This window comes from Glutamicibacter bergerei (genome assembly GCF_054495185.1).
This window is the reverse complement of sequence record NZ_CM137131.1, coordinates 1,399,676-1,416,060: the sequence shown is the minus strand read 5'-3', so window position 1 is coordinate 1,416,060 and position 16,385 is coordinate 1,399,676. Positions and strand designations below refer to the sequence as shown.

Annotated in this window: 13 protein-coding genes; 6 read left to right on the top strand and 7 right to left on the bottom strand. The window is 58.0% G+C overall.

Annotated features, from left to right (window positions below; all coding sequences use genetic code 11):
• Nucleotides 1-175: 175 nt before the first annotated feature.
• Nucleotides 176-781, top strand: coding sequence for a sunset domain-containing protein (locus tag ACX5K5_RS06545; RefSeq protein ID WP_459175232.1), 606 nt, complete (start codon nt 176-178; stop codon nt 779-781).
• Between the two features lie 116 nt (nt 782-897).
• Here ACX5K5_RS06545 and ilvC read toward each other — a convergent pair whose 3' ends face one another.
• The 4 genes from ilvC to ilvD all read right to left on the bottom strand — a co-directional run bounded on the left by ilvC (nt 898) and on the right by ilvD (nt 6,389).
• Nucleotides 898-1,920, bottom strand: a complete 1,023-nt coding sequence (ilvC, locus tag ACX5K5_RS06540) for a ketol-acid reductoisomerase (RefSeq protein ID WP_382344689.1) — start codon at nt 1,918-1,920, stop codon at nt 898-900.
• A gap of 73 nt (nt 1,921-1,993) precedes the next feature.
• The gene (ilvN, locus tag ACX5K5_RS06535; protein WP_096256157.1) at nt 1,994-2,512 is read right to left on the bottom strand and encodes an acetolactate synthase small subunit; all 519 of its coding nucleotides are present in this window, start codon (nt 2,510-2,512) and stop codon (nt 1,994-1,996) included.
• A 3-nt stretch (nt 2,513-2,515) separates the two neighbouring features.
• Complete coding sequence (locus ACX5K5_RS06530; RefSeq protein WP_459175231.1) at nt 2,516-4,399, bottom strand: acetolactate synthase large subunit; 1,884 nt, start codon at nt 4,397-4,399, stop codon at nt 2,516-2,518.
• 286 nt (nt 4,400-4,685) lie between these two features.
• Entirely contained in the window at nt 4,686-6,389 is a 1,704-nt protein-coding gene (gene ilvD / locus ACX5K5_RS06525) for a dihydroxy-acid dehydratase (protein WP_459175230.1), read from the bottom strand.
• Between the two features lie 117 nt (nt 6,390-6,506).
• Between ilvD and ACX5K5_RS06520 the strand changes: the two genes are divergently transcribed.
• A complete protein-coding gene (locus tag ACX5K5_RS06520) occupies nt 6,507-6,968 on the top strand; it encodes a hypothetical protein (RefSeq protein WP_459175229.1) in 462 nt (153 codons plus the stop codon).
• Between the two features lie 122 nt (nt 6,969-7,090).
• Here the strand turns inward: ACX5K5_RS06520 and ACX5K5_RS06515 are convergent, their stop codons facing one another.
• A complete protein-coding gene (locus ACX5K5_RS06515; protein ID WP_324091680.1) occupies nt 7,091-7,252 on the bottom strand; it encodes a hypothetical protein in 162 nt (53 codons plus the stop codon).
• Nucleotides 7,253-7,422: 170 nt separating this feature from the next.
• Between ACX5K5_RS06515 and ACX5K5_RS06510 the strand changes: the two genes are divergently transcribed.
• The 3 genes from ACX5K5_RS06510 (at nt 7,423) to ACX5K5_RS06500 (ending at nt 10,406) form a co-directional block, all read left to right on the top strand.
• A complete protein-coding gene (locus tag ACX5K5_RS06510; protein WP_459175228.1) occupies nt 7,423-8,388 on the top strand; it encodes a hypothetical protein in 966 nt (321 codons plus the stop codon).
• Nucleotides 8,385-9,887: a putative bifunctional diguanylate cyclase/phosphodiesterase gene (locus ACX5K5_RS06505; RefSeq protein WP_459175227.1), complete on the top strand. Its 1,503-nt coding sequence runs from the start codon at nt 8,385-8,387 to the stop codon at nt 9,885-9,887. The genes ACX5K5_RS06510 and ACX5K5_RS06505 overlap by 4 nt, the downstream gene beginning before the upstream one ends.
• A gap of 111 nt (nt 9,888-9,998) precedes the next feature.
• A complete protein-coding gene (locus ACX5K5_RS06500; RefSeq protein ID WP_459175226.1) occupies nt 9,999-10,406 on the top strand; it encodes a hypothetical protein in 408 nt (135 codons plus the stop codon).
• Nucleotides 10,407-10,461: 55 nt separating this feature from the next.
• On the opposite strand, the gene ACX5K5_RS06495 is transcribed toward ACX5K5_RS06500, so the two are convergent.
• Nucleotides 10,462-12,021: a chitinase gene (locus ACX5K5_RS06495; protein ID WP_459175225.1), complete on the bottom strand. Its 1,560-nt coding sequence runs from the start codon at nt 12,019-12,021 to the stop codon at nt 10,462-10,464.
• Nucleotides 12,022-12,298: 277 nt separating this feature from the next.
• Between ACX5K5_RS06495 and ACX5K5_RS06490 the strand changes: the two genes are divergently transcribed.
• The gene (locus ACX5K5_RS06490; protein WP_459175224.1) at nt 12,299-14,608 is read left to right on the top strand and encodes a glycosyltransferase family 2 protein; all 2,310 of its coding nucleotides are present in this window, start codon (nt 12,299-12,301) and stop codon (nt 14,606-14,608) included.
• A gap of 51 nt (nt 14,609-14,659) precedes the next feature.
• On the opposite strand, the gene ACX5K5_RS06485 is transcribed toward ACX5K5_RS06490, so the two are convergent.
• A complete protein-coding gene (locus ACX5K5_RS06485; protein WP_459175223.1) occupies nt 14,660-16,021 on the bottom strand; it encodes a nucleotide sugar dehydrogenase in 1,362 nt (453 codons plus the stop codon).
• Nucleotides 16,022-16,385 lie beyond the last annotated feature (364 nt).

The following is a 16,385-nucleotide window of genomic DNA, read 5'->3' as shown; positions in this document are numbered from 1 at the left end:
CTCAAATGATTCCCTTTCCCTGCCGGGGAGGGGAATTATTTTGCGTTCTCGTCGAAATTATCGAGTTAACGACGTCTTTATACGAGTCTTGTACCTTCTGGGGTCTTGTCATATTAGAATCAGATTTCGGGATCATGGAGTCCCGTACTCGGACCGAAATTTCATTGGGGAAAAATTGAATAAAATCGCTCAGCGCGCTCTTGCTATCATCGCAACCGGCGCACTCGCCTTCTCAGGTGTCACCGCTGCCACAGCTGCGTCGCAGCCGACTGCTGTTCCGACCATTAGTGTCTCTGCCGCCAAGAAAACGCCGGCCGTTTCCATCAAGAAGATCGGCACCAAAACGGTCAAGGGCTCAGCGAAAGCAACCATCCAGCCTAGCTATTCCAAGGTGAAGAACGTCAAAATCAAGTCTGCACTCTTGAGCGTGACCAAGGGCAAGAAGTCCGTGGCCAAGAACAAGAAGTCGGTCAAGCTTGCAGCTGGCACGTACAAGGTCACCACCTCGGTCAAGTACCAGCTCAAGGGCAAGACTTCCACCGTTAAGAAGACGCAGACGTTGCTGGTCAAGAAATCCGTCACGAAGAAGTCCGTGAAGATGAACGGCAAGACCAAGAATTGTCCTGCTGGCTACCCGGTAAAAGGAAACCGTACCGGTAGCCAGAATGAGTGGAAGTACCACGTAAAGGGCCAGCGTTTCTACAACATCACTAAGCCTGAGGAGTGCTTCAAGACCGCTGCCGATGCTCGCAAGGCCGGCTACCGCGCGTCGAAGATCTAATATTCCTCGTCAATCCGGCATCACTTGCCGCATGAGATAAAAATGAACTCGGCTACCTCCCAAGGAAGTAGCCGAGTTCATTTTATTTGCTGGTAATTACGGGGACAACCGGTAGCTTAGCGAGCTACGGAACCATCTACGTAGTCATCCGAGGAGGAATCAGAGATCCAGGAGAACAGCGAGCGCAGTTCGCGGCCGGTGGTCTCGATTGGGTGCTCTTCACCCTTCTTGCGCAATGCCTTGAACTCTGGAGCTCCGGCCTTCTGGTCTTCCATGAAGCGGGTAGCAAAAGCACCGGACTGGATATCAGCCAGTACAGCCTTCATGTTTTCCTTCACCTCTGGGGTGATCACGCGTGGGCCGGAGACGTAGTCGCCGTACTCAGCGGTGTCGGAGATGGACCAGCGCTGCTTGGCGATGCCACCTTCCCACATCAGGTCAACAATCAGCTTCAGCTCGTGGAGTACCTCGAAGTAAGCGATTTCTGGCTTGTAGCCAGCTTCGGTCAGAACTTCGAAGCCGTACTGTACGAGCTGCGAGGTGCCGCCGCAGAGAACTGCCTGCTCACCGAACAGGTCGGTTTCGGTCTCTTCGGTGAAGGTGGTCTCGATGACTCCGGCGCGGGTGCCGCCGATGCCAGCTGCGTAGGACAGTGCCAGTTCCTTGGCGCCACCGGTGAAGTTCTGCTCCACGGCGATCAGGTCAGGAATACCACGGCCTGCTTCGAATTCGCGGCGCACGGTGTGACCCGGAGCCTTCGGAGCAACCAGTGCAACGTCAACGTTTGCTGGTGGCTTGATGAAGCCGAAGCGGATGTTGAAGCCGTGGCCGAAGAACAGGGCGTTGCCCTCTTCGAGGTGCTCGGAGATCGACTCTGCGTAAACCTGGGCCTGGACCTGGTCCGGGGTCAGGATCATGATGACGTCTGCCCACTTGGCGGCTTCTGCCACGGTGGCGACCTTCAGGCCTTCGGCTTCTGCCTTGGCGCGGGACTTCGAGCCCTCGGCCAGGCCAACGATGACCTCTACGCCGGAGTCGCGCAGGCTCAGTGCGTGTGCGTGACCCTGGGAGCCGTAGCCAATGACTGCGACTTTCTTGCCCTGGATGATTGAAAGATCCGCGTCGTCTTCGTAGTACATATCAGCCACTGTGATTTCTCCTTAGGTTTTCTTCGACAAAGAAGTTTGTTATTAAAAGTGTATTTGGTAGTGCTTAGGCGGAAAGGGTTTTCAGTGCCCTGTCGCTCATCGATTTGGATCCGCGTCCCACGGCCAAGGTGCCGGCCTGGACAATCTCGCGGATGCCGAATGGTTCAAGGACCGCGAGCAGTGCATCGATCTTCCCGGCATTGCCGGTAGCCTCGATGACCAGCGAATCCTGGGCCACGTCGATGACCGAGGCACGGAAGAGCTCGGCGGCCTGGGTAACCTGCAGGCGCGTTGCTGCATCTGCACGGACCTTGACCATGATGTGATCGCGCTGCACCGAGGTTTCCGGCAGCAACTCCACGATCTTGATGACGTTGATCAGCTTGTTCAGCTGCTTGGTGACCTGTTCCAGGGAGTCGCCTTCGGCGTCCACCACGACGGTCATGCGGCTGATTCCCTCAATTTCGGTGGGACCCACCGCAAGTGAATGGATGTTGAATGCGCGGCGGGCGAAGAGGCTGGCTACTCGGGTGAGTACGCCGGGAACGTCTTCGACAAGTACCGACAGCGTATGCTTTGCCATGTTCTAGTCTTCCTCTTCCCAGACTGGGGTCATGCCCTTAGCAATCTGAATCTGATCATTGCTCACTCCTGAGGGGACCATTGGCCACACCATGGAATCAGCGGAGACCACAAAGTCAATCACTACCGGACGATCATTGATTTCCAAGGCCTTCTGGATGGTCGCGTCGATGTCCTCGTCGCGTTCGCAGCGCAGGCCCACGCAACCGTAGGCATCTGCCAGCTTCACGAAGTCCGGTACCCGTGCGGTTCCGTGACCGGTGTTCAAATCGGTGTTGGAGTAGCGCGAGTTGTAGAACAGCGTCTGCCACTGGCGGACCATGCCCAGCGAGGAGTTGTTGATGATGGCAACCTTGATGGGGATCTGGTTGATCACGCAGGTGGCCAACTCCTGGTTGGTCATCTGGAAGCAGCCGTCTCCGTCAATCGCCCACACCACGCGGTCTGGCTGAGCTACCTTGGCACCCATCGCTGCGGGTACCGAGTAGCCCATGGTGCCAAGGCCTGCGGAGTTCAGCCATGAGCGCGGACGCTCATACTTCACGAACTGCGCCGCCCACATCTGGTGCTGGCCCACGCCGGCCACGTAGACCGCCTCGGGACCGGAAAGTGCACCGATGCGTTCAATCACGTTCTGCGGAGCCGAAAGCCCGTCATGGGTTTCGGTGTAGCCAATCGGGTAGGTTTCACGCAAGCGGTTGAGCAAGGCCCACCAGCCGGTGAGATCCTGTGGCTTATCGGTTTCAAAACGCGTCGCGCAGGCTTCTTGCAGCTGCGGGATGATTTCATCCAGCGAGCCAACGATAGGCACATCAGCGGTGCGGTTCTTTGAAATTTCGGCCGGGTCGATATCAGCGTGGATCACCTTCGCGTTAGGGGCGAAGGATGGAAGCACACCGGTGACGCGGTCATCAAAACGTGCGCCCAGAGTGATCAGCAGGTCTGATTGCTGCAAGGCAGTGACCGCGGAGACCGCGCCGTGCATGCCAGGCATGCCGACGTGCTGCTCGTGGCTGTCCGGGAACGCGCCGCGTGCGGTCAGGGTAGTGACCACCGGGGCGTTGATGAACTCGGCAAAAGCCTTCAGCTCCTCATGCGCGTTGGCCTTGATGACGCCACCGCCCACGTAGAGCACCGGACGGTTGGCGCTGGCGATCAGCTTGGCCGCTTCACGCAGCTGCTTGTTATGCCCCTTGGTCACCACACGGTAACCGGGGATGTCCACCTTTGGTGGCCAGGAGAACGTCATGTCCCCCTGCTGGGCATCCTTGGTGATATCTACCAGCACCGGACCGGGGCGTCCGGTCTGCGCGAGGTAGAAGGCACTTGCCATAACTCGTGGAATTTCTTCTGGATTTGTCACCAGAAAAGCGTGCTTGGTAATTGGCATTGTGATGCCAACAATGTCCGCTTCCTGGAACGCGTCCGAGCCAATAAATGCGCTGTGTACCTGGCCGGTAATTGCCACCATGGGAACCGAATCCATGTTGGCATCTGCTAGCGCGGTGACGAGGTTGGTGGCGCCTGGACCGGAGGTGGCGATACAAACGCCCACTTCACCGGAAACCATGGCGTAACCCTGTGCGGCGTGGCCTGCACCCTGTTCATGGCGGACCAAAATGTGATTAATTTTGGTCGAATCCATTAGTGGATCATAGGTAGGAAGGATGGCCCCACCTGGTAATCCGAAGACGTCCTTGACGCCTAGTTCTTCCAACGAGCGGACGATGGCTTGTGACCCCGTCATCTTTGTGGGAGCGACGATATTATTCGGACCCTGTACCGGGTTCGAAGCTTCCACGACGGAAGAGACAGCGGTGGCGGCATCCTTTGATCGATTGATTGATTTCGCAACCGAGGCCGGATTGGCTGGTGTTGAGTTGCTCATCGGGACCCTTTCCTTTTCTATCTCTTCGTTAGCGCATAAAAAACGCCCCGCGGCCGTCACTGTTGACGAAAGGGGGCTGGCGCGTTACCGACGTTCTGTCCTGGTGGACAACGTTTCAGGCTTCGCGCCTGATAACTAGTAGAACCTCGGTGGTTGTTTGCATATCTCTAGTTTTCTCCACCCGGAGGGAAAGAGCAACTGGAGACCCCTGTCATCTCATTATATGAGATGGATGTCCATTGGTTGGACGCGTTGGCGTCCAACCAATGACTTTTACAAAATCTTCTTAGCCGCAGTAGGCGCCGGTTGACGCCGAGTTGACCAGTTTGACGTACTTGCCGAGCACACCGGTGGAGAACTTAGCCGGCAGTGGTTCCCAGCCGACCTTGCGAGCTTCCAGCTCGGCCGGATCAACCAGCAGGTCAAAGCTTCGCGCGTCGATATCCACGCGGATCTTATCCCCGTCCTTGACGAAGGCGATTGGTCCCCCGTCAACGGCTTCCGGAGCGACGTGTCCAATGCACAAACCGGTGGTTCCCCCGGAGAAACGGCCATCGGTCAGCAGCAGCACATCCTTGCCCAGTCCCGCGCCCTTGATGGCACCGGTAATGGCAAGCATTTCACGCATGCCTGGACCACCCTTAGGTCCTTCGTAGCGGATGACCACGACGTCCCCGGCCTGGATTTCGCCAGCGTCCAAGGCCGCCAGCGCACCCTGTTCGCGTTCGAACACGCGGGCGGTACCCTCGAAAACGTCGGCATCAAAGCCTGCGGACTTCACCACAGCACCTTCCGGTGCCAGCGAGCCATGCAGCACGGTGACCCCGCCGGTCTTGTGGATCGGATTGTTCACTGCGCGGAGGATCTTGCCATCTGGATCTGGTGGAGCGATATGCGCCAAGTTTTCTGCCATTGTCTTGCCGGTGACGGTCATGCAGTCCCCATGCAGCAGTCCGGCATCCAGCAGCGCCTTCATGACCACCGGAACTCCACCGATGCGGTCCAGGTCATTCATCACGTAGCGGCCAAATGGCTTCAGGTCCGCTAGGTGCGGAACCTTGTCGCCAATGCGGTTGAAGTCTGACAAACTCAGTTCAACTTCGGCTTCGCGGGCAATGGCCAGCAGGTGGAGCACCGCATTGGTGGAACCGCCAAAGGCCATCATCACGGCAATGGCGTTTTCAAAAGCTTTTTTAGTCATGATGTCGCGGGCACGGATGCCCTTGCGAAGCATCTCAACGACGGCCTCGCCGGACTTGTGCGCGAACATGTCGCGGCGGCGGTCCGGTGATGGCGGGGCAGCAGAGCCAGGCAGGGACATGCCCAGTGCCTCGCCAATGGATGCCATGGTGTTGGCGGTGTACATGCCGCCGCAGGCGCCTTCGCCCGGGCAGATGGCACGTTCAATGCGGCCTAAGTCTTCTTCGCTCATCTTGCCGGCGGCGCACGCGCCCACGGCCTCGAAGGCATCAATCAGGGTGACATCTTTTTCGGTGCCGTCCTCCAGCTTGACCCAACCGGGCATGATGGAACCGGCGTAAAGGAATACCGAGGAAAGATTGAGCCGGGCAGCGGCCATCAGCATGCCTGGCAGCGACTTGTCGCAGCCGGCTAGCAGGACCGAACCGTCGAGGCGCTCGGCCATCATGACGGTTTCCACCGAGTCGGCAATGACCTCGCGGGAAACCAGCGAGAAGTGCATTCCCTCATGGCCCATGGAAATACCATCGGAGACCGAGATGGTGCCGAACTGCATGGGGAACCCTCCCCCAGCGTGAACACCTTCTTTGGCGCCTTGCGCCAAGCGGTTCAGCGAAAGGTTGCACGGGGTAATTTCATTCCACGAACTGGCAATGCCGATTTGCGGTTTAGCGAAGTCATCGTCTCCCATGCCGACCGCACGCAACATGCCGCGTGCTGGGGCAGCGTGGATACCATCGGTGACCACACGTGAACGTGGTTTGATATCTGGGGCTGTATCCTGGCTCATATTTGAGATTCTAGTAGTCAATATGACCAATTGGACAACCCATGACGCGACAATGACATATTTCGCTATGCGAGGAGACTGATCAATTTGTCCATCAAAGTCGGTAGAGTGGAACTTATGGACCCACGCCCAGACGAAAATCCTACCGACCACGTCAAGCGCCTCCTCCATGAGGCCTTTGACTCGCAGATCCCGAACTTCGCCAGCTATAACTTGGTGGCAGGTACCGGCATCGCCGGTTCGGGGGGCTTGAAGGTCATCGGATATCGACGTCAGCCAGCGGAACTAGTCCTCGCACCGGTTTCCTCAACCGATCTTTCCGCATCAGAAGCGGCCATCACCATCAACAACACCAACGTGAATCAGCTTGCATTGCTCAGCGACGGCGGTTACGAAGTTGCCACCTCCACCGGACGCGTCTTCCGATTTGCTATCCCCGGGACCCCGAGCATTGACGTGCATATTGATGATGCGGTCAGCGTTGGCGCGGTTATTGATCAACAAATTGATGCGCGAGATTTCGCTGATTTCATGGATCACTTCATGAATACCATCGAGGGTACCGAAAGCTTCGTTTAAGACACCGGCAATATCCCTGAACTTCGGCGGGGTCGCGCATAGCATGCGGGCCCCGCCGAAGTTTTTTGCTCTAGGCCGTGGCCGGCCGCCGCTGGCATTTCAGCGGCAGCGGGCCTGTGGGCCTAGTAAGGCCACAAGCCGCCAGCTGGCTGCGATACGGATGCCTTATATGGCCACAGTCCACCGGCATCGGTGTCGGCCGGCGCCGCGGTGTTGGCGGCCACGCCAACCACCAAGGCCAGAGCCGCGGCGGTCAAAACTGCGATCTGCTTAATTTTCTTCATTGCGGGTGCGATCCTTCGCTGGTGAAGTAGCGGCTGCTAGCCACGGCACTTAGCGAGAAGTGCGAAGTGCCGGAGTTCATCCTAGTGACAAACGACACGGGCAACAAGTGCTCGGTTGATAGTGCGATACTGATTCAGTGGATCACATACCCCCAGTCGCCTCCGTGCAAATGTCCGTCTCGAAACTGCTGCACACGGTGCAGGCTGAAGAATACGAAGCGGCATGCGTGCTGGGCAGGCAGCTGCTCCCACAGCTTTGCCCGGAAACCGATCCAGAGACCGCCTGGCTGGTCCAGGACGCCATCTGTTCGGCCGCCCATCAAGCCGATGATTACGAGTTCATGGATTCTGTGGCCGTACAATTGCTGCACAGCGCAGCGCTGCTTGAACGCCCGGATTTGCAGGTTGCCGCACTGTGCAAGGCATCCACCGCTAAACGCTGCCTGGGCCAGGTGGAACCTGCCTTGGGCCTGGCCCATCAAGCGCGGGAAGGCAGCATCGATTTTCCTGCAGATTCTCCGCTGCGCGTTCAGGTCTACCAGGTGCTCATTGCGGCTCTGGTGGAATCCGGGAATTTCCAGGACGCATGGGCGCTGCACAGCCTGCTCGATGACTGCCTGCACCTGGTTGCCGATCCCCACGAACAGGGCAAAGCCTATTGGACCCTGGGCAATCTGGCTTTCCTGGTCGACCAGCCCCAGCTTGGACTGCACTACCATGACCGGGCGGCGGCGCTGCTCACTCCGGCCAAGGACATGCTGCTGTGGGCACGGTTCAACCGTGCGTCCACCGAGCTGAGGCTGCAGGCATCACTGCTCGACCAGGCCACGCGCGACTGCCTGCAGCGCGCCGAAACAGCGTTCGAGCTGATCGACGCCGGGGATCTGGACCGGATGGGATTGTGCTTGACCCAGTCGCGTCTCGCCGCGCTGAGCGGAAATCCCGAGGCGGGCCTGAAGCTGCTCGAAGATTTTGCCGCACAGTACGCCGGCTCCGGGGAACATCTGGTGCCGCTCTACCAGTGGTGGGCCGAGCTGCTGACTACTCTGGGGCGCGACGCGCTGGCTGCCCAGAAGATGCGCTACGTGGCCTCGTGGACAGACCAGAGCACCGGCGAGCAAGGAGCAAGCAAGTGAGAGAGAATTCTGATCCGCGCATCGAGGAAATCGTCGACGCGATTGTGAGCATCTCCAGCGGCGACTTCTCTGTCTCGTTATCCCCCAGCCCGCTGCGCGACGACGTGGATGCCATCACCGTGGGCATCAAAGCCATGGCAGCCCGCCTGGGAGCGACCTATGACGCGTTGGAGCAGCGTGTTGAACAGCGCACGGCTTTGCTGGAAAGCGCCCGCCGCTCACTGGAGCTCATGGCCTACAGCGATGAACTGACCGGACTGGCAAACCGCGCGGCGCTCATCCGCGCGCTGGATGCCCACCGTGAATCGCTGCAGCGCGGCGAACCAGCGGCGGTGCTGTTCCTGCTGGATCTTGATTCCTTCAAGCACATCAATGACACCCACGGGCATAACGCCGGCGACACAGTACTCCGGGAGGTCGCGCGGAGGCTGGAAGCCAATATCCGGCCCGGGGATTTTGTGGCTCGGCTTGGCGGTGACGAGTTCGCCGTTCTGGCGCACGCAGATCTAGTCACCGCGCAGGCCATGGGGCAGCGGATCAGCAATGTGCTGCAGGAAACCATGGATCTGGGCACGTCGGTAATTACCCCCGGCGGAAGCATCGGCTTCGCCAGCAGCAAGCCCGTGCAGAATTCCGAGCAATTGATCGAGCAGGCGGATACCGCAATGTACGTCGCCAAGCGGCACGCCACCCAGAAGGTCATGCAGTTTGAGCAGTACATGCTCTATGAGCGGCATCAGAAGGCGAGCCTCAGTGCAGCCTTAAGAAATGCCCTGACCTACAAGGAAATTTTCCCGGTGTACCAGCCAATCGTCTGCGCTGCCACCGGGGCGCATGTGGGGGTGGAGGCATTGGCCCGATGGGCGCACCCGCAGCTCGGGGTGCTGGCTCCCATCGAGTTCCTGCCGCTGGCGGCAGCCGCCGGTATCTCGGACAAGCTGACCGCACGAATACTTGCTGCGACGTTGTCTGATCTTTCCTCGTGGCGAGCACATGGTGCGGTGCCTGAGGACTTCCGGGTGCAGGTGAACGTGACCCCCGCGGAACTCAGCGATCTATCATTTCCAGATATCGTCCAGGAGCTGCTGCGCCGGTATCAGATCCCTGCCAGCTGCATGGTCATCGAGGTCACCGAGGAGCGCTATATTTCCGATGGCAAGTTGGAGCTGTACACGCTCAAGGGCCTGAAAAACATGGGCGTGAAGGTGTACATTGACGATTTCGGCGCTGGCTATTCTTCCTTCGGCTATCTGAGCAAGCTTCCTGTGGCCGGCGTGAAAATCGACCGTTCGCTGAACACCGAGGTGGAAACCAGCGCGCGGCAACGCGCGATCCTGCGTTCGATTTTTGATCTTGCAACCGCCTGCGAGCTCGACTGCATCGTGGAGGGTGTTGAAACTGCCGCCCAGGAAGAAGCCTTGAAGGGCTTGGGAGCAACGTATTTCCAAGGATATTTCTACGGTATGCCTGGCGGGTACGCCCCTACCATGGCAGGGTAAAAATTAGTCAAACTTTGGGATAGACTGGCACGGGAAATATTAGTGACTTTCGCCTCACGGTTCAGTTGAATCCAGGCGCAGGTGCAGTAAAGAGATCACATGTGGGGAACGATGATCATTCAACCGATGGAAGCGCAGCCGCAGTCCGATGCACAGGCGCAATGGACCGTGCGCGTTCTCCAATCGAACATCCGGGAAATCAGCTTTCCCCCGGGAACCACACTTGACCCCAAGCTGCTGCATGAAATCACCACGTATCTGCTCCATGACGAACCCGAAGGCGGCATCCGCGCCCTTATTCACATGAGCGGACTGGTTGACGTATGCCCCGAGGTGGCGCCACGGCTGAACAAATCCAAGACCACTACACGGTTGGCTCTGCTGGGACAAAGCCGCGTAGACCGGGTCCTTGCCGGGTTCATGCTGGCAGACATGTGCAACACGGACATCGCCAAATACGTGTCAAGCCTCGACGAAGCGCTGGCCTACCTCTCCGACGGCTTCGACCCTGCAGCTTAAGCCCGGTTAGCCGCAAAGCATCTGCATGCACGGACGCAGACCGCGAGCCTCTGCCCTAAGGTTTTGGCGGCTTTGCCGCGTCAATGAGTTTCTTAACCTCAGCATTGTCCAGGACCGTCCACGCCGAATCATCGGCGCCTTGGAGCACCGCCTGCGGCGATTGCGCGGTATTCCACCATTTGGCTTGAACCACCCTGCCTTCGAAGAGCACCCGGTCATTCTTGGTGTAGACGCTCTTTGGGTTCCACTCAGGGTAGAGGTCCACTGGTGCTTGAAGGACCGCAACAGGCTTATCTCCCGGAAGCACCGGGCCAACCAGGATCCACGGCGACGGCTGCCCGTCTGCTGCCGGCGCGTCCGGTGCAGTATTCTCGTTCCACCACTTCGCTTCGTAGACGTTTTTGCGCCAGACTGACCGATCGCCTTTGACGTAGGCGAAGTCGCTGTTCCAGATCGGGTAGGGGCTGGTGGCTGGATCATCGGCAATGGCGGTCTCCACTGGCGCCTCGACGGCGCCAGAAAGTGGCGTGTCGTCTTCCTCCATCGGCAGCTGGCCTAGACCGGCGGAGAGGACTGAAGCGAATTGTCCGCCTTCTTGGAGGACGCCGCTGCAGTTGTTGGAGACCCGAGTCAGGTCGGGAAAATTCTCACCGCATCCAACATCACGATTCGCGGACCAGAATGAGACGCGCCCGATACCCTTGTCCAGCACAAATGTGTTGAGTTCTTGGGCGTCCTGCAGGGTGAAAACCTCACCGAGTAAGTCATTCTGCCCAATCATCGGAGTCACACCGATTTTGCGCCACAATGAATGCTCCCCCAAGTTCTGGCCATGGGCGCGGTAGGCGTCGTCCAGTTGCTTCCGGGCGTTCGTGGCGGCCTCGATGGAGGCTGCACCCATCGACTGGCCCGCGTCTCTGGTGTCGCCGAAGTTCATGGTCATCAGATTCAGACCCGTGAGCTCAACGCCTGCGGTAAGCAGCCTATTTACCTCTGCGACTCCTTCCGGGGCCAGACCGTAGGTTGCCGACGGCAGGGTCAGCCACAGCTGGACATCGCTGTCTCGCTGCAGTTGCACCAGTGCCTTGGTCCTGCGCTCACCGGCGGCGGCATCGCTCAAGTCGTCACCCTCGATATCAAGATCCAGGGTTGTCGCTTGATACCTATCCAAGATCTGGGAATAGCCAGCGGCGACTGCTTGCGGATCCTCGCAAGCCGTGGCCAGCTCAGAGTTCAGCAACCCGCCAGTGGATATGACGATCTGCCCACCGTTGCCATTGACCCGGGCAACTCGTCGGTCCAGATCAAAGGTCTCGGCTGCCTCATCCAGGGAATAATAACCGCCCCACGAGGGGGCACAGCCATCGTCCGGATCCGCAACGGCAAAACCGAGAACTACCCGTTGCCCCGGCACAACTTCCGCGCCGATATCGTGAAAGGGAGTCGAGGTGGCATCGACATAGGACCCAAACCACTGATTGGTATTCGCCGCTTGGGCACTGTCCTGTGCCCGCTGCCAGAACATCAGTCCGGTGGCAACCAGAGCAAAAAGACAAACTACCAGAATCAGCAGTCGTACCGGCGACAAACGCCGACCTTGAAACTCTAGAGCCATGGGTTCCCCTTTAAAGGAGCAATGATGAATATCAACGGAAAGGGACGCAGGATTTGAAGCATAAGCGACCAGCAAGGAAGTATCCCATCGCCGGATGGAAAAGTTCGCACCCGCGAAATTATCGTAGCCTCGTAGGCTAGGATTAGGCTAATTGCGCACCATATAGGCCTTGGGACGAAGCTCCGCCGGCGGCACGCCTCAGGGAATTATGCCGGCATGTGAACAGTCGCAGTCTTTGTGCTCAGCTTCGAATTTGATTCTCGCGAAGGGATCCCGCATGAGCGCGGCAAAAATTGGTACCGAGCAGCCAGGATCTAGCAGACGGCGCCAGTGGGGTTCGGAAAAACGCTCCGAGCCGCTGTCGATAGTGCATCCGGCTCCGTCTCGGCGCAAACTGGCGTGGGGCCGCGTAGCAATTGTGACCACCATTGCCGCTTGGTTCTCCTATGTGGTCAGCACCATTTTGCGGCAGCTTGCGAATAATCCGGGGGTCGGCTTCCGCTTCCAGTTCGAGGCGGTCCTCTACCTGCTGGTAGTCACGCTGCTGACTTTTTCAGCCCTCATGTATCTGACAGCACGCCAGGGAGCAATGAACCGCTTTGCAGCCCATGTGCGGGTACCGCGCGGCGAACTGGACGGGCATTTCAGCAACCACCAGGAAGGCATTACGGTGCTGGTGCCCAGCTACGCGGAGGAGCCCTCGGTGGTGCGGGCAACATTGTGGTCCGCCGCTCTGCAGGAGTTCCCGCAGCTTCGGGTGGTGTTGCTGATCGACGACAACCCGTTTCCCAGCGAACCGGAGGTGGCTGAGAAGCTGGCCGAAACCCGTGCGCTGACCGGTGATATCGAGCAAGCCCTGCAATCACCTTTGAAGCATACCCGCGCGGCCCTGGACAAATTCCGCCAGGCAGGCAATTGTGCCGATGCGCAGCTGCTGGCTGACTTAGCTGGCTCGTACCTGTGGTCTGCCCAATGGCTGGAGACCATGGCCGAACAGGAAACAGTCAACGACCATGTGGAAGAATTCTTCGTCGATTCGGTCCTCATGGGATTGGCGCGAGAATTGCGCCTGACGCTCTTGGCACTGAAATCGGCCGAAGCCCAGCACAGCGCACCGGACCGGACCCGCATGGAGGAATTGCACCTGCGGCTGGTAAGGATATTTGATGTCAAACTCGATTACTTCGAACGAAAGCGTTTTGCAAGCCTCTCTCAAGAGGCCAACAAGGCGATGAATCTCAACTCTTATATTTCGCTGATGGGCAAGACCTGGCTTTCCGAGCAACGCGGCGATGCCTTGGTGTTGCGTGAATACCTGCCACAGGGACGGCGCGCGGCCGCCGAGGGGCTCATCAACATCCCGGACAGCACCTACCTGCTGACCCTTGATGCAGACTCGATACTTCTGCGCGACTATTGCCTGCGCCTGGTGTATTTTCTTGAGTCCGAGGAAAACTCGCGCATCGCCGTCACCCAGACTCCGTACTCGTCGTTCCGCGGAGCTCCGACTCGTATCGAACGCATCGCCGGGGCAACCACCGATATTCAGCACATCCTGCACCAGGGCAAAACACACTACAATGCGACGTTCTGGGTTGGAGCCAATGCTGTCATCCGCAAGGAAGCGTTGCAGGATATCGTCCAGGTTAATACGGTGGGCGGATATGAGATCCACACCTATATCCAGGACCGCACGGTCATCGAAGATACCGAATCGAGTATCGACCTAGGCACCCATGGCTGGGGGCTGTCCAACTATCCCGAGCGGCTGAGCTACTCCGCCACGCCCCCGGACTTCGGCTCTTTGGTAGTGCAGCGCCGGCGTTGGGCCAACGGCGGGTTGCTGATCATGCCGAAACTTTGGAAACAGGCGCACGAGCGGCGCCTGCAGCGCAATCCCATGCGTTTGCGCGAAATCCTGCTGCGCGTGAACTATATGTCTTCAATCGCTTGGGCAAGCGTCGGACTGATCTTTTTGCTTGCCTACCCCTATGACAGCCGCCTGCTCAGTCCCCTGATTTTTGCCGCCGCACTTCCGTATTTCTTATGCATGGGCTGGGACCTGCGCGACTCCGGGCACCGCTTCAGCGATATTTTCCGCATCTACGGATTTAATCTCGTCCTTCTGCCGGTTAATATGGCCGGGGTGCTCAAGTCCATTCAGCAGGCTTTCACCGGCGAAAAGATCCCGTTCGCCAGAACCCCCAAGGTACGCAACCGGACGGCTGCTCCTGCCTTGCACGTTTTAGTTCCGTACCTGATCGTGTTGTTCTCCTTGTTCACGCTCTACCGCGATGTCCTCCATGAAAATTGGGGCAACGCGGTGTTTGCCGCGTTGAATGCCACTCTTGCGGCGTACGCCATCCGAGCTTATATCGGCATTAAGAATTCAATCTCGGATATGTTTTTCGGCGTGGTGTCCTGGCTTTTCGTGAGTCCCAAGAAGACTCCTGTTCCGGCTGCGTCCTACCCCACAGCGACTCCGGAAACAACGGATTGGGAAACGATTTTGTACCAAGGCGATCGCAGGCTGAACCGCGATCTGCGCGGGAAAAACGACCGACGCCGGCGGATCAATCTGCGCTGAGATGCAGTGCAGAAAAAGTGGAACCAGCGCTGCAGAAAATCATCTAGATGCTTACAGCGGCACCCGGTTCAGGATTCCGGTGGCTCTATAGGTCCCATCAATCACCGTGTCGGCATCGCTGATCCAAGACAGGTCCGCGTAGCTGTGCGCGATGTTGAGGAAGATCAGATCTGCACGGAAGCCACGCGGATTTGGGTATCCCTGAACATGGACGTCCCCTAAAGTTATGGGTCCGGCAAAGTGGTGATCGTGGAATCCAACGTCGGCCCCGGATTTGAGCAGCAAATCCATAACCTGCAGCGCCGGAGAACCAACTAGATCCGCGGTGTCCGGTTGATGGGACAAACCAATGACCAGCACCTTGGAATTGGACAGCTCTTTTCCCAAATCTGCGAGCACACGCACACAACGTTGCACCACCACGGCAGGGCGTTGTTTGTTGGACTCCACAGCCGCTTCCAGTACCGGAAGCTGTAAATCAAGAGCCTGTGATTGATTGAGCCAATGATGCGGGTCCATGCTTAACTCGTAACCACCGGCACCAGCGCCAGCAAATGGTCCCGTAACAGCCTCGGGATTTAGATTGGCCGACTGGAGGACCTCTTCGAATGGAAGATCGAGCGCCGTGCAAGCTTGCGCGAATTCGTTAGTCAGCGCCGTATTTACCGCGTGGTAAGCGGTTTCGAAGAGTTTGGTCATCTCCGCGGCTTCCAGACCATAAGTACGCTGAAATTTGAATGCTCCACGTCCGAAAAATTCCACTGCCGTTTCACGGCAGGAGGTGGTGTAACCACCGATTAGTCGAGGGGCATGAATATTTTTCTGCTGGGAGGTTTCGGCGCTAGCCGGTTCCGGACTGAATACCACGTGTATATCAATGCCTGGCACTAAGGATCGTTCCCGCAACGGTTCCACAATCAGTTCGCGCGTAGCGCCGGGATAGGTTGTCATGGTCTGCACAATGAGCTGACCAGGTGACGCTGCGTCCACCACGAGGCCGCAGGCATCGCGCAGAGGCGAATAATCTGGGACCTTGGTTTCAGGGACTGGTGTGGGTACGCAGATGATCAGCACTGCAGCTTTAGCAAGTTCTGCCGGATCGGCAGTCAGCGTCAACAGCTGCGAATCAATCGCGTGGGCGATCCTCTTGTTTTCGAGCAACGACAAGCTCATGGAGCCACGGGAAAGCTCAGCGAGTCGGGACTCAGAGACATCAAAACCGAGCATCCTGGCTTTGGAGATGCAGTGTTTGTGAAGTGTCCGCAGTCCGACCGTACCCAAACCGATCACTGCGATGTCGTATTCAAATTTGTTGTCAATACGCGGATTCTCGCCTATGAATTTTTGCGGCGAGTCTCCGGTATCGACAACATCTGACGGGCCGAGTTTTCCGTGAATATTTTGTACGGTCATGATGCTTCCCCCAAGAAGTCTCCAATATACCGTTCAGAATACTACGGTGCTCCCGCTTTCGTTCGAACAGGCGCAGGGCCAGCGCAACGTTTCCTCTGTACTCCCCCAAAAGTGCACAGTAAGTTGACACTTGCCCAGCAAACTGTCGGTCCGTCCTGAAACAAGCTTGAACTCGAGCATGCCAAGTTGGCTAGTGCATTCGGTGGCGAATATAGAAAACCCCAGAACGATGAAAGAAATGTGGGGTTAACCCCACGTTAAACGCATACTCTGAGATAGCTCTTGAAGTAATATCGTGCGTGCACGCGCCGTTTGGCGGTGACCGAACAGCCCCAATGCTGGGGCAAATCCAGGCTGCGCGCTG

Excerpts from the sequence above, each read along its gene's own strand:
- ilvC (WP_382344689.1), bottom strand. The coding sequence starts at position 1,920 with ATGTACTACGAAGACGACGCGGATCTTTCAATCATCCAGGGCAAGAAA.
- ilvN (WP_096256157.1), bottom strand. The coding sequence starts at position 2,512 with ATGGCAAAGCATACGCTGTCGGTACTTGTCGAAGACGTTCCCGGCGTA.
- ACX5K5_RS06530 (WP_459175231.1), bottom strand. The coding sequence starts at position 4,399 with ATGAGCAACTCAACACCAGCCAATCCGGCCTCGGTTGCGAAATCAATC.
- ilvD (WP_459175230.1), bottom strand. The coding sequence starts at position 6,389 with ATGAGCCAGGATACAGCCCCAGATATCAAACCACGTTCACGTGTGGTC.
- ACX5K5_RS06520 (WP_459175229.1), top strand. The coding sequence starts at position 6,507 with ATGGACCCACGCCCAGACGAAAATCCTACCGACCACGTCAAGCGCCTC.
- ACX5K5_RS06515 (WP_324091680.1), bottom strand. The coding sequence starts at position 7,252 with ATGAAGAAAATTAAGCAGATCGCAGTTTTGACCGCCGCGGCTCTGGCC.
- ACX5K5_RS06510 (WP_459175228.1), top strand. The coding sequence starts at position 7,423 with ATGTCCGTCTCGAAACTGCTGCACACGGTGCAGGCTGAAGAATACGAA.
- ACX5K5_RS06500 (WP_459175226.1), top strand. The coding sequence starts at position 9,999 with ATGATCATTCAACCGATGGAAGCGCAGCCGCAGTCCGATGCACAGGCG.
- ACX5K5_RS06495 (WP_459175225.1), bottom strand. The coding sequence starts at position 12,021 with ATGGCTCTAGAGTTTCAAGGTCGGCGTTTGTCGCCGGTACGACTGCTG.
- ACX5K5_RS06490 (WP_459175224.1), top strand. The coding sequence starts at position 12,299 with ATGAGCGCGGCAAAAATTGGTACCGAGCAGCCAGGATCTAGCAGACGG.
- ACX5K5_RS06485 (WP_459175223.1), bottom strand. The coding sequence starts at position 16,021 with ATGACCGTACAAAATATTCACGGAAAACTCGGCCCGTCAGATGTTGTC.